Below are 12,658 nucleotides of genomic sequence, written 5' to 3'. Positions count from 1 at the left end.
GTTGTAGAACCCGGTGCACGCGACACCGGGTGCCGGGCCTACGCTCGTGGTCGATGGACCCCACGACCACCCTCGCGGTCTCCGGCCCGCTGCTGCTCGCGGTCGCCGTCGCCGTGCTGGCGGGGGCCGTGAGCTTTGCGTCTCCGTGCGTCGTGCCCCTGGTGCCCGGCTACCTCGCGTATCTCGCGGGGCTGGTGGGCGCCGACTCCCCGCCTGCCACGCTCGCCGAGGCGCGAGAGCAGCGCAGCGGGCGGTGGCGGGTGGCCGGGGCAGCGGCGCTGTTCGTGGCCGGGTTCACGGTCGTCTTCGGGGCCATTCTGGTGGGCGTCGTGTGGTTGTCCGACGCGCTGGTGGCCAACCAGGGCGTCCTGCAGCGGGTCGGCGGCATCGTCATGATCGTGATGGGGCTGGCGTTCGTCGGGCTCATCCCGGTGCTGCAGAACGAGCGCCGGGTGCACTGGGTGCCGCGGCTCGGGATCTGGGGAGCACCCCTGCTGGGAGCGGTGTTCGGTCTGGGCTGGGTGCCGTGCATCGGCCCGACGCTCGCCGGGGTCGTCGCGGTCGCCGCAGGCACCGGCGGTGGCTCGTTGCGCGGCGTCGTCCTCACGGTGGCCTACTGCGCCGGGCTCGGCGTGCCGTTCGTGCTGATCGCGCTCGGGGCGGCGCGGGCCGTGCGCGCCCTCGGCTGGCTGCGCCGCCACACACGTGCGATCCAGATCGCCGGCGGAGCACTCATGCTGGCGGTCGGGCTTCTCCTCGTCAGCGGTCTGTGGGACGGGCTGCTCGCCCAGCTGCAGACCTCCGTCGCCGGCTTCACCCCGGTGATCTGACGATGGCGGCCTCGACGGAACTGGCGACTCGCCCACCGGAAAAGGGCGACTCGCCGCCGGTGAACGGGTGGGTCGCGATCCTGCGCAACGCCTGGCGGGCGCTCACGTCGATGCGGACGGCGCTCATCCTGCTGTTCCTGCTGGCGCTGGGTGCGCTGCCGGGGGCGCTGCTGCCGCAACGCTCGCTCAACCAGCAGCTCGTCGACCAGTACTTCACCGACCACCCGACGATCGCGCCGCTGCTGTCTCACCTCGGCTTCTTCGACGTCTTCGCGGCGCCGTGGTTCGCCGCGGTCTACCTGCTGCTGATGGTGTCGCTGGTCGGTTGCGTCCTTCCCCGGACCATCGAGCACGCGAAGGGCCTGCGCGCCGCACCCGTCGCGACGCCGCGCAACCTCGCCCGGCTGCCGCACCACGCCACCGCCACGCTCGACCTCTCCCCCGAGGAGGCCGCCGAGCGGGTGCGCGGCCGGCTGCGTGGCTGGCGCCGGACGGAGAAGGAAGCCGGCTCCGGTCGCACGATCTCCGCGGAGAAGGGCTACCTGCGTGAGGCCGGCAACCTGCTGTTCCACCTGAGCCTGATCGGGCTGCTCGTCGGGTTCGCCGGCGGCAAGCTGTACGGGTACGAGGGCCAGGTCATCGTGATGTCGGGCGGCGGGCAGTTCTGCAACACCGGCATCCTCGGCTACGACTCCTTCCAGGCCGGCCTGCGGGTGGACGGCACGAACCTCACGCCGTTCTGCGTGCAGGTGAACGACTTCGACGCCACCTACCAGCCCAACGGGCAAGCCGAGAGCTACCGCGCCGCCATCGGTTACCAGACGACGGCCGACCTGCAGTCCGGCCACGCGAACCAGTGGCGGCCCTACCAGCTCGAGGTCAACCACCCGCTACGCCTGGACGGCAGCCGCGTCTACCTGCTCGGCAACGGCTACGCGCCGAAGTTCACGGTGACGTTCCCCAACGGGCAGCAGCGCACCGGCGAGATCCAGTGGAAGGCCGTCGACCAGAACACGATGCTGTCGGAGGGCGCCACCAAGTTCGAGCCGCCGGGCGTCACCGACGAGCAGCAGCGCCGTTCCGGCCAGCTCGCCATCACGGGATTGCTCGCGCCCACGAGCTCGCGGGGCAACGTCGTCACGTCGGTGTTCCCGGCGCTCGACGACCCCGAGGTCGCGATCGACGTGTACCGCGGGGACCTCGGGCTCGACGACGGGCGTGGTCAGTCGATCTTCGAGGTCGACCAGAGCCAGATCGACTCGGGCGCGCTCAAGCGGATCGTGCGTACGAACCTCGTGCCGGGCCAGTCGGTCACGCTCGACGACGGCACCACCGTGCGCTTCGACAGCGTGCAGAAGTGGGTGTCCCTGCAGGTCAGCCATGACCCGGGCCAGGACGCCGTCCTCGTGTTCGCCATCCTCATGCTCGTCGGGCTGGGGTTGTCGCTGAGCATCCGCAGGCGCCGCTTCTGGGCCCGGCTCGTCCCCACCGCGGACGGCACCCGGACGATCGTGGAGATCGGTGGCCTCGCCCGCACCGACCGGGCGGGCTACGGCGAGGAGTTCGACCGCATCCGCGCGGATCTCCTGGACAGCCCGACCGGTGGCGATTCCCCGGCGGCTGATTCCACGACCGTTGATTCCCCGGCAGCTGATTCCTCGGGCAAGGATTCCCCAGGCAGCGATTCTCCCGACGAGGATCTTCCCGCAGGCGACTCCCGTCAGGACGCCTCCCACAGCGACAGTTCGCCCGGCGACAATTCCGCCGCCGACGGCTCGGTCACGGCAGCGAAGGACGGCTGATGCTCTCCGAAATCGCCCTCTACAGCGATCGCCTCTTCATGGCGGCCGTCAGCGTCTACGTGCTCGCGATGGTCCTGCACGGTGCCGAGTACGCGGTGCAGAGATCCGCGAAGGCGGTGCTGGTGGGTGCGGGCGGTCCGCCGCTCGACACGGGGTCCGACGAGCCCCGGCCGGACGCCCCCGCCGGCCGCAGCCGGGCCGAGCGCTTCGGGCGGATGGGCGTGTCGCTCGTCGTGCTCGGGGCCGTGCTGCACGCCGCCTCGATCGTCCTGCGCGGGCTCGCCGCCCAGCGTTGGCCGCTGGGCAACATGTACGAGTTCACCTCGGCGATCTGCCTCGCGGCGATCGTGGCGTGGCTCGTGATGCTGCGCCGGTCGCCGGCAGCGCGCCCTGTTGGGCTCTTCGTGCTGTTGCCCGTGGTGATCCTGCTGTTCCTCGGTGGCACGGTGTTGTACGCGCCTGCCGCGCCCGTGATGCCCGCGCTGCAGTCGTACTGGCTGGTTGTGCACGTCACCACGGTCAGCATCGCCTCTGGTCTGCTGATGGTCCCCGGTGTGGCCAGCCTGCTGTTCCTGCTGCGGCGGTCAGGTCGTCTGGCCGACTTCGCCGACAAGCTGCCGAGTGCCGACGCACTCGACCGGCTCGCCTACCGCATCACCATCGTCGCTTTCCCGCTCTACACATTCGCGATCATGGCCGGCGCGATCTGGGCGGAGGCGGCATGGGGCCGGTTCTGGGGCTGGGACCCGAAGGAGACCGTGGCATTCGTCGCCTGGGTCATCTACGCCGCGTACCTGCACGCCCGTGCCACCGCGGGCTGGCGTAACGGACCGGCGGCATGGGTGAACGTCGCCGGTTTCGCCGCCATCGTCTTCAACTTCTTCTTCATCAATATGGTGGTTTCCGGCTTGCATTCCTATGCCGGACTCGGCTGATCGGACTCGTAACACTCGCCGTGGCGCGTGTGGCTCGACCGGACGCTTGAGCGCGACTACCGTCGGCCTTTGTGCAGGTGATCAGCGGTCGGCCTGGTGGGATGTCGAATGACGGAGCGTAGCCCCGGGGACGATCGCGACTACCCGGACGGCTCCGTGGGTCGTTATGTACGCGAGCGCTGGGGCACGCTCCCCAGCCGCACGCCTCCCTCCGGCAACCCGCCCGTGCAGGAGCCCTCCCCGACCGGGCCGCCCTCCCCACCGGTGACGCCCTCCGCCCCGTCGGATTCGTCGCCCAACGGGTCCGGCCCCGCGGCCGGGATGCCGTGGGGTCATGCGGTTCCCGGTGGAGACCGGACATCCGACGCGCAGGCCACGCCTCCGCATCCGTGGCGCTCGAGCGGGGCGGGTCCGCGTAGCCGCGGATGGACCGATCCCGCCGCGGTGGCTGCGCAGGAGGCGCAACACGCGCGTAGCGGTTCGGACCAGCGTCATCAGGAGACGACGGACCTCTCGTCGGCCCGCCTGCTGCGCCAGACTCCGCGCCCCCCGCAGTCCGGGTGGCGCCTGGCGGTCTACAAGATGTCCGGGCGCATGATCAACCCGGGTGAGAGTCCCTCCGACGTCCGACGGCGCGAACTCACCGCTCGACTCAACAAGCCTTTACTCGGCTGCTACAAGATCGCGATGCTCAGCCTGAAGGGCGGGGTCGGAAAGACCACCGTGACGGCCACCCTCGGTGCGACGTTCGCCTCACTTCGCGGCGATCGCGTGGTTGCGGTGGACGCCAATCCCGACCGCGGGACGCTCAGTCAGAAGATCCCGCTGGAGACCAGCGCCACCGTGCGCCACCTGTTGCGGGACGCGCAGCGGGTGCGTCGCTACACGGATGTACGCGCATACACGTCGCAAGGACCGTCGCGCCTCGAGGTGCTGGCCAGCGAGCAGGACCCAGCAGTCTCCGAAGCATTCAGCGAGGAGGACTACCGGCGCACCATCGCGCTGCTCGAGCACTTCTACAACATCGTGCTCACCGATTGCGGAACCGGGCTCATGCACTCCGCCATGTACGGCGTGCTGGGCCTGGCCGACCAACTGATCATCGTGTCGTCGGGATCGATCGACGGAGCGCGCAGCGCGTCGGCAACGATGGATTGGCTCGATGCGCACGGGCACGGTGACCTGGTACGGAACTCCGTGGCGGTGCTCAACTCCGTGCACCGGTCCTCGGGCGGCGTCGACCTGGACCGGGTGGCCGAGCACTTTGCGGCACGTTGCCGAGCAGTGGTGCGAGTTCCGTACGACCCTCATCTCGAAGAGGGTGCGGAGGTGGATCTGGACCGTCTGGCGCCTGCGACGCGGCTTGCGCTCCTGCAGCTCGGTGCTGCGGTGGCGGATGCCTTCGAAGGTGCCTCGGTCTGACGGCGGTCCGGTGGCCGCCCTGCCACAGGCCGCCGCCTGATGGGTTTCACCGCCGCTTCATGAGCGGCGTCGTTCGATCGTGGTGAGCCGGAGCGCCCCGGCCGCGAGGGCCGGGGTGCCAGCTCAGGCGCCGGGAGGATCGTCCCGTCGCCGGACTTTCTCGTCGAGTTGACGAAGGAAGTCGGGGTCATCATCAGGTCCGCTGACCCGTGGCCTCCCGGAACCCGTGATGGGCCGGCGAGGGGGCTGCGGGACCTGCGAACTGCTGGTGCTCATCGCTTTCCACAGCACCAGAGCGATGACCGCGGCGCCGACGAACGCGATGAGGAACAACACTCCAACCACCTCCGGCGTCGAGGTTAGCGGAGCAGAGGCGTCAGGGTGGCGGAGAGCCTGAATGCTGTCCGCACCGTCACGCGCATCGTTACTACCAGGGCGCTCAGGGGCGCGACGGCGGTAACGTGGCCTCACTGGTGAGGTCGGCCAGCATGCTCCGCACCTCCGACTCCCGGAAGCGACGGTGTCCGCCGGGAGTGCGGATGGAGCCGATCCGACCGGCGGACGCCCAACGCGTCACGGTCTTGGGATCGACGCGGAAGAGAGCCGCCACCTCGCCAGGGGTGAGCAGGCGCTCGTTGCTGCTGGCCTGAGTCGTCGTGATTGTCATGTGGACCTCCAGAGCCGCGGGGCGTTTCCGGGCCATCGTGACACCTGGGACCCCACGTACTCGAACGGTTGTCCGTAGGTAAAGGGCTCTTCAAGGACGAACCGGACACGAATCGGACACCACGACGCGCTGCCATCCGGCGGACGTAGGCTCACGATATGACCTCGCCACCCACCGGGCACCCCCCCGCGGGGCAGCGACTGGGTCTCGCTGTCACCGTAGGCCTTTACGTGCTGGCCCGGCTCGGTCTCGTTGCCATCGTGACGGCGCTCATGCTCCTGACGGGCACGCCGTTCCTGATTGCGCTGCTCATAGGCCTGATCGTCGCCCTGCCGTTGTCCATGGTGCTCTTCCGCGGACTGCGCAGCCGCCTCGACACGGCGCTGTCGGAGAGCCGTAGTCGGCGGTCGAGAGAGCGTTCCGCATTGCGGGCGCGGCTGCGTGGTGAGGGGGATCTCCCCGCCTCACCGAGCTCAGGCGACCTGCCCGAGCGCCAGCCCGATCCCCGTGAGGACTGACCAGGCGAGCAGGAGAATGCCCGTTTGGGACAACACGCGAATCAGTTTACGACCGGATGCCCCGCTCAGGACCTCGCGCGCCAGCATCACAACGAGCGGCAGAGTCAGCAAACCGAGCAGCATCGGCCAGCTGCGCAGGCCCGCTAGCAGCGACAACAGCAGCGGCACGGTCACGAGTGCGACGTACAGGCGGCGGGTGTCGGTGTCGCCCAGCACGACCGCGAGCGTGCGCTTACCCACAACAGTGTCTGTTGGGATATCCCGCAGGTTGTTTGCAACCAGCACCGCACATGTGAGCATGCCCACTCCGACGGCCGTGACGATCGCGAGGGGCCCCGGCGCACCGCTCTGCGTGAGCACCGTGCCCAGTACCCCGATGGGGCCGAAGAACACGAAGACCGCCACCTCGCCCAGGCCGGAGTAGCCGTAGGGCCGCTTCCCGCCGGTGTAGAACCACGCCCCGGCGATGCAGAGGGCGCCGACGGCGATCAGCCACCATTGCCGGCTGAGTGAGACCAGCGTGAGCCCGGCGAGTCCTGCGATCGAGAGAACAACGATCGCGATGGTCCGCACCGCCGCCGGCTCCGCGACCTTCGACCCCACCAGTCGCAGCGGGCCGACACGCTCGTCATCGGTGCCGCGAATGCCGTCGGAGTAGTCGTTCGCGAAGTTCACCCCGACGACCAGCGCCACCGCGACGATCAACGCGAGCAGGGCGCGCCCGGGTGCGACGACACCGGCGCCGATTGCCGCGCCGGTGCCGGCAAGGACGGGGGAGACGGCGGTCGGCAGGGTGCGAGGTCGTGCGCCCTCGATCCATTGCGCGATGGTGGCCACGGGCAAACGTTATCCGGCTGGGGTGCCGGTGCTCGCCGGTGTATCGGCAGCTCCCGTCGTGCAGGCCTTCACCACGCCCAGGTCGGGCACCGCCGCCGCGTCGAGATACTCGCTGGCGCCGACGCGCAGCCACCGGTCCGTCCCCTGGCCGACCGCGCACTGCACGGGCACCATGGCCTGCTCCGCCACGATCCCGGTCACCTCGGCGCCCGCGTGCGGAGCCGCCAGAACGTTCGGGGTGCCGACCACCTTGGACAGCCGCTCGTCGCCGGTCCACAGGTAGTCCACGGTGACCCATGCGTTGTCGTCGAGCTCGAGCGCGTCCCAGAAGAGCCCGTCGGCGAGGTCGATGCCTGCGGGGTTGAGGACCTCCCTGTCGGACTGGTCCTTCCCGTCGTTGTAGTCCTCCTTGTACGCGGCCTGGGCCTGTGGAAGGCCTTGGGGGAGGTCGGTCCACTCCTGGCGGACGTCCTCGGGGTTCCAGTAGTCGTCCCGCGTGTTCCACGGCCCGACGTCCCAGACCGGGGCGAACGCGCAGCGGTCGTTCGGCGCGCAGACCTTGACCGAGTAGTCGCTGGTGTCGCGGGGTGACAAGCCGCGCCGAGACGGCAGGGCCACGAAGTGGTCGCGCTCGGTGATCACGTGCCCGTTCGCCGTCGTGCCGCCGACCAGGCCTTCGCGGGTGGCGAAGACGCGGAACTGGAGCGCGCCGTGCTCCCCGACGGGCGCGGCGAGCGGCCTCGTCGCGGGCCGGGCCGTGAGGGTGACACTGCGAACGGTGGGTCCGGCGCCCGGCGGTCCTGCGAGCACGAGCCTGCCCTGCACCTCGGACGTGGGTTGGGGCAGCTCGGCGACAAGCGCGTCAGGGTCCGGCTGAGCGGGCACCCACTCGGTCCAGCCACCGTTGCTGCGTCGACCCCGCACGTCGACGACGGCCGTGCTGCCGGCGGGCACGTCGCCGATGACGGTGGCGACGACCTGGTCCGTCGGGGCGGGTAGCTGCTGAGCCCGGAGCGTGAGCAGCCCGGTCGGCACGGCGGCGCCCCTGAGCACCGGTGCGTCCTCGACCGGGGCGAGGAAGGCGCCTGTGCCCTCCAGCCGGACGGTGCCGCCGTCGATCCGAACGCCCGCAGGATCGCCGGTGGCGAGGTCGGGCGCCCAGGAGGCGACTGCCACCGGCTGTGCGACCGCCGGTGTCGCCAGACCTGCCGATAGCACGCTGACGAGGACGAGTGATGCCAGTGGTGCTGCCGTCGCGAACAGGCCACGCATGGCGCTCCCTGTTACTCGTGTGACTGGAGTGGTCTACGAGGCGCAGCACATATCAGGAAACTGTAGTGGTCAATCAACGGAGAGTGAGGGCCACGATGGGGTGGTCCTGTCCGGGTCAGTTCCGCGGGACGTACTCCATGGCGAGAAGGGCAGCCACCGCGCGCCGATCGGGCTTGCCCACGCCGCGCAGCGGGATCTCGGCCACGGAGCGCAGCAGCCGCGGTACCGCGGCCCGGCCGAGCTCAACGCGCACCGCGTCCCGGAGCCGGTCGAGGCGTGTCGCTGCCGGTTCGCCGCTGCCTGCGCCGTCCACGACGAACGCCGCCGCCACGACCTCGCCCCACTCCGCGTCCGGCAGCCCGACGACGCACGCTGCGCGCACACCGGGCTGAGCCACCAGCACGCGTTCCACCGCGGCAGGCGCCACGTTCTCCCCGCCGGTGACGATCACGTCGTCGGCGCGGCCGAGCACCTCCAGCCGCCCGTCACGCCACTGGCCGAGGTCGCTCGTGCTGAACCAGCCGTCGCCGAACACCGCTGCGGTCCCTGCAGGGTCGCCGAGGTAGCCCTCGGCGAGGGTGGGGCCGCCGAGGCGGATCCGGCCGCTCTCGTCGATGCCGACCCGGACCCCGTCCAGCGGGACGCCGTCGTAGACGCAGCCGCCCGCCGTCTCGCTCATGCCGTAGGTGGTGACGATCCGTGCACCCACGTCGTGGGCGCGGGAGCGCAGCGCGGGTTCCAAGGCGGCTCCGCCGACGAGCACGGCGTCGTAGCTGCGCAGCGCTTCGAGAGCGGCGCCACCGGCGTCGAGGATCCGGGCGAGCTGGGTGGGCACCAGGCTGGTGCACCGCCTGCCGACGGCGAGCTCTCCGGTGGCAGCCGCGAAGTTGGCCGGCCGGAAACCGTCGCGCAGGTCCTGCAGCACCGGAGCTGATCCGGCGAGCAGGGAGCGCACGATCACCTGCACTCCCGCGACGTGCTCGGCGGGAAGCGCGAGCAGCCACGACGCAGGCCCGCCGAGCCGATCCGCGGTGGCCGTGGCGGACGCATGCAGCGCCGCGGCCGAGAGCACCACGAACTTGGGATCACCCGTGGAACCCGAGGTCGGGATCACCAGCGCCGCACCCGGCCCCGGTGCGGCCGCGGGCGTCGCGGAGGAGCCGGGCGCCCGGGGCAGCAGGGCCGGGCCGCCGTCGAACGCCTCCCGGAGCGCGGCGGCGAGTTCGGCGACCGCGGCGGGCGATCCGTCCACGGGCACGATCCGCAGGTTGTTCACCCGTTTGCCTCGCTATCGCTGTGAACCCGACGGCCGGTACGAGCGTGTGCTCAGTAGTGCCATGGAAACGGGGACCAGTCGGGGTCGCGCTTCTCCAGGAACGCGTCGCGGCCCTCCACAGCCTCGTCGGTCATGTACGCGAGCCGCGTGGCCTCGCCCGCGAAGAGCTGCTGCCCGACCAGCCCGTCGTCCTGCAGGTTGAACGCGTACTTGAGCATCCGCTGCGCGGTGGGCGACTTGCCGTTGATCTCCCGGGCCCACTCCAGCGCCACCTTCTCCAGCTCCGCGTGCGGCACGACCGCGTTGACCATGCCCATCCGGTGAGCGTCGGCCGCCGAGTACTCGCGGCCGAGGAAGAAGATCTCGCGGGCGAACTTCTGGCCCACCATGCGCGCCAGGTACGCCGAGCCGTACCCGCCGTCGAACGAGCCCACGTCGGCGTCGGTCTGCTTGAACCGGGCGTGCTCGGCGCTCGCCAGCGTGAGGTCGGCAGTCACGTGCAACGAGTGACCCCCGCCCGCCGCCCAGCCGGGCACGACCGCGATCACCACCTTCGGCATGAACCGGATCAGGCGCTGGCACTCGAGGATGTGCAGGCGGCCGGCCCGCGCCGGGTCGACGGTGTCGGCCGTGTCCCCCGAGGCGTACTGGTAACCGGTGCGGCCCCGGATGCGCTGGTCGCCGCCGGAACAGAACGCCCAGCCGCCGTCCTTCGGAGAGGGCCCGTTCCCCGTGAGCAGCACACACCCGACGTCCGGGGTGGTGCGAGCGTGGTCGAGCGCGCGGTACAGCTCGTCGACGGTGCCGGGGCGGAAGGCGTTGCGCACCTCGGGCCGGTTGAAGGCGATGCGCACCGTGCCGCCCTCCGGCCCGGCGGCCACGGCCCGGTGGTAGGTGATGTCGGCGAAGTCGAAGCCCTCGACCACCCGCCAGGCGGCGGGGTCGAACAGCTCGGACGGGGCAGCGGTGTTCACGAACGCCGACCCTATGTGGGACGTGGGCGGGCCGGAGCCGCCACCTGCCCGTTCAGGGCGTGCCCGCCGTGATCGGTACCACGTCCAGGCGTCCCACCACCTGCCGAACCTGACGCGGGCCGGCGCCTTGCCGGCCCTGCCGGATCAGGACGGTCAGCCCACCGGACGTTCCAGCGTGACAAGGAGCCCGTCCACCCCGCCGGGGCCCACCCGGCCCTTCACCTCGGTGGATGTGATGGCCTTGAGCTGCCAGCCCTGCGCTGCCTCGTCGTTCAGCAGCTTCTCCAGCTTGTCGGCCGAGAGCTTCCCGCCGATGAGGCTCTCGCGCAGCTGCAGGACCCGGTACTCGTATCGCGCCATGATCCAAGGTTGCCAGCAAACCGTCAGTCGGCGAACGGGCCCCGGGGCGGGCGCCGCCGCTGGCAGGATCCCTCCCGTGCAAACCCTCTCCCAGGCCGCGGACGCGTCCCAACCGTCCCGTCCCGGGGCGGCGGTGTGAAGCAGGTCCGGCAGACGGAGTCGGTCAACGCCCAGGTGCTGGACGCGCTGCGCGCCGCCGTCATCACAGGAGAGCTGCAGCCCGGCACGCTGCACTCGGTGCAGACGCTGGCCACGCAGCTCGGCGTCTCGCGCACGCCTGTGCGGGAGGCGCTGATCAAGCTGTCCCAGCAGGGCATGGTCCGGTTCGAGCGCAACCGCGGGGTGCGGGTGCTGCAGACGTCCTTGCACGACCTGGAGGAGGTCTTCGCGCTGCGTCTGCTGCTGGAGGTGCCGGCCACGCGCCTCGCGTGCCGGCAGATCGACGAGGCGGGCCGCCGGGAGCTGCGCAGGCTCCACCAGGCGATGGAGCGCGCTGCCCGGTCCGGGAACGAGTACCGGATGTGGGAGCACGACCGCCGGTTCCATCTCGTGCTGCTGCAGGCGTCGGGGAACCTGCGGCTCGCCACGTACGTCGACGGGCTGCGGGACATGGTGCTGCGCCGCGGCGTCTCGACGGTGAGCCGGTCGCGCAGCCTCGACGACATCGTGGCCGAGCATCGCGAGGTGCTCGACCGTATCGAGTCCTGTGATGCGGCGGGCGCAGCCGAGGCGATGCGGGCGCACCTCCTGCGCACAGCGGAGCTGCTCATCGCACAGGAGGCGGGGGCGCCTCCGGGCAGCGTCGACGTCGATCTGGGGTGGACCGGACCCTGATCCATGGTCGAGTGCGAATGCATTGACGAGTGGCATGCCACATGCCACGGTCGGCCCTGGAACGCGCTGGGCGCGCGGGCCGTTTCTCGATGCCGAGAGGACCACGATGGCGACTGCGAACAAGGTGAGCGTGATCCCGTGCGGGGCGATGACCGCGGACCTGACCTGGTTGCTGTTGAAGCCGGGGCGCTCGATCGTCGATCGGAGCCACAAGAACAACCCGGCGCCCTGGGTGGACGTCCCTTCCCACTGCGTGCTCGTGGAGACCGACGAGGGCAAGATCCTCTGGGACACCAGTTGCCCGCGTGACTGGGAGGAGCGCTGGGGGCCGACCGGCCTGCAGGAGTTCTTCCCGTACGACAAGGTCTCGGACGACGAGTACCTCGACTCCCGCCTGAACCAGATGGGCGTGGGGCTCGACGAGATCGACTACGTGATCCTGTCGCACCTGCACTTCGACCACGCCGGCAACGCTCAGATGTTCAAGAACACCAACGCGAAGCTCGTCTGCCACGAGAAGGAGCGGGAGTTCGCCTTCGGGTTCGGTGGCCTGTTCAACGGCGCCCACCTCAAGACCGACTACGAGGGACTCGACTTCCAGACGGTCTCCGGCGACACCGAGTTCCTACCCGGGGTGAAGCTCATCGAGACGCCGGGGCACACCGTCGGCACGATGTCGATGCAGGTCACCCTCCCCGACTCCGGCACGATGATCTTCACATCCGACGCGGTCTACATGGGGGAGAGCTACGGCCCGCCCGCCACGCCCGCGGCCATCGTCAACAACCTCGAGCAGTTCTACGCGTCGGTGGAGAAGCTGCGGGGCATCCAGGAGGACACCAACGCCACGATGGTGTTCGGGCACGACGCCGAGCAGATCCACCAGCTGCGCCTGGCACCGGAGAGCTCGTACACGTGACGCCCGTCGACG

The 12,658-nt window shown here is 70.5% G+C and carries 13 protein-coding genes; 7 read left to right on the top strand and 6 right to left on the bottom strand.

The window, feature by feature from the left end:
• Positions 1-53 precede the first annotated feature (53 nt).
• The 4 genes from ABD743_RS30625 to ABD743_RS30610 all read left to right on the top strand — a co-directional run bounded on the left by ABD743_RS30625 (position 54) and on the right by ABD743_RS30610 (position 4,989).
• Positions 54-830: a cytochrome c biogenesis CcdA family protein gene (locus tag ABD743_RS30625; RefSeq protein WP_344725920.1), complete on the top strand. Its 777-nt coding sequence runs from the start codon at positions 54-56 to the stop codon at positions 828-830.
• A gap of 2 nt (positions 831-832) precedes the next feature.
• Positions 833-2,632: a cytochrome c biogenesis protein ResB gene (gene resB / locus ABD743_RS30620; protein ID WP_344725918.1), complete on the top strand. Its 1,800-nt coding sequence runs from the start codon at positions 833-835 to the stop codon at positions 2,630-2,632.
• Positions 2,632-3,567 carry a c-type cytochrome biogenesis protein CcsB gene (gene ccsB / locus ABD743_RS30615; RefSeq protein WP_379658892.1) on the top strand — a complete coding sequence of 312 codons (936 nt, stop codon included), beginning with the start codon at positions 2,632-2,634 and terminating at the stop codon, positions 3,565-3,567. Before resB ends, ccsB begins: the two co-directional genes overlap by 1 nt.
• Positions 3,568-3,675: 108 nt before the next feature.
• Positions 3,676-4,989 carry a MinD/ParA family ATP-binding protein gene (locus ABD743_RS30610; RefSeq protein WP_344725916.1) on the top strand — a complete coding sequence of 438 codons (1,314 nt, stop codon included), beginning with the start codon at positions 3,676-3,678 and terminating at the stop codon, positions 4,987-4,989.
• Between the two features lie 439 nt (positions 4,990-5,428).
• On the opposite strand, the gene ABD743_RS30605 is transcribed toward ABD743_RS30610, so the two are convergent.
• Positions 5,429-5,656, bottom strand: coding sequence for a BldC family transcriptional regulator (locus tag ABD743_RS30605; RefSeq protein WP_169400036.1), 228 nt, complete (start codon positions 5,654-5,656; stop codon positions 5,429-5,431).
• Positions 5,657-5,814: 158 nt separating this feature from the next.
• On the opposite strand from ABD743_RS30605, the gene ABD743_RS30600 reads away from it, so the two are divergent.
• Positions 5,815-6,174 carry a DUF4229 domain-containing protein gene (locus tag ABD743_RS30600; RefSeq protein ID WP_344725913.1) on the top strand — a complete coding sequence of 120 codons (360 nt, stop codon included), beginning with the start codon at positions 5,815-5,817 and terminating at the stop codon, positions 6,172-6,174.
• Here the strand turns inward: ABD743_RS30600 and ABD743_RS30595 are convergent.
• From ABD743_RS30595 to ABD743_RS30575, 5 genes are all read right to left on the bottom strand, one after another.
• The gene (locus ABD743_RS30595; protein ID WP_344725911.1) at positions 6,130-7,011 is read right to left on the bottom strand and encodes a 1,4-dihydroxy-2-naphthoate polyprenyltransferase; all 882 of its coding nucleotides are present in this window, start codon (positions 7,009-7,011) and stop codon (positions 6,130-6,132) included. The two genes, ABD743_RS30600 and ABD743_RS30595, sit on opposite strands and share 45 nt — an antisense overlap.
• A gap of 9 nt (positions 7,012-7,020) precedes the next feature.
• The gene (locus tag ABD743_RS30590; protein WP_344725909.1) at positions 7,021-8,283 is read right to left on the bottom strand and encodes a hypothetical protein; all 1,263 of its coding nucleotides are present in this window, start codon (positions 8,281-8,283) and stop codon (positions 7,021-7,023) included.
• Between the two features lie 115 nt (positions 8,284-8,398).
• On the bottom strand, positions 8,399-9,550 hold the full coding sequence (gene menE / locus ABD743_RS30585) for an o-succinylbenzoate--CoA ligase (RefSeq protein ID WP_344726155.1): 1,152 nt from the start codon (positions 9,548-9,550) through the stop codon (positions 8,399-8,401).
• Between the two features lie 59 nt (positions 9,551-9,609).
• Positions 9,610-10,533: a 1,4-dihydroxy-2-naphthoyl-CoA synthase gene (locus ABD743_RS30580; RefSeq protein WP_344725907.1), complete on the bottom strand. Its 924-nt coding sequence runs from the start codon at positions 10,531-10,533 to the stop codon at positions 9,610-9,612.
• 153 nt (positions 10,534-10,686) lie between these two features.
• Positions 10,687-10,893 carry a DUF4177 domain-containing protein gene (locus tag ABD743_RS30575; protein WP_241040297.1) on the bottom strand — a complete coding sequence of 69 codons (207 nt, stop codon included), beginning with the start codon at positions 10,891-10,893 and terminating at the stop codon, positions 10,687-10,689.
• A gap of 135 nt (positions 10,894-11,028) precedes the next feature.
• Here ABD743_RS30575 and ABD743_RS30570 point away from each other — a divergent pair, with 135 nt between their 5' ends.
• Complete coding sequence (locus ABD743_RS30570) at positions 11,029-11,727, top strand: GntR family transcriptional regulator (RefSeq protein WP_344725905.1); 699 nt, start codon at positions 11,029-11,031, stop codon at positions 11,725-11,727.
• A 106-nt stretch (positions 11,728-11,833) separates the two neighbouring features.
• Positions 11,834-12,646, top strand: a complete 813-nt coding sequence (locus ABD743_RS30565) for an N-acyl homoserine lactonase family protein (protein WP_344725903.1) — start codon at positions 11,834-11,836, stop codon at positions 12,644-12,646.
• Positions 12,647-12,658: the final 12 nt, after the last annotated feature.

The sequence above is a fragment of the Pseudonocardia yunnanensis genome (genome assembly GCF_039534065.1).
Taxonomy (GTDB): Bacteria; Actinomycetota; Actinomycetes; order Mycobacteriales; family Pseudonocardiaceae; genus Pseudonocardia; species Pseudonocardia yunnanensis.
This window is presented reverse-complemented; position numbering and strand designations above follow the sequence as displayed.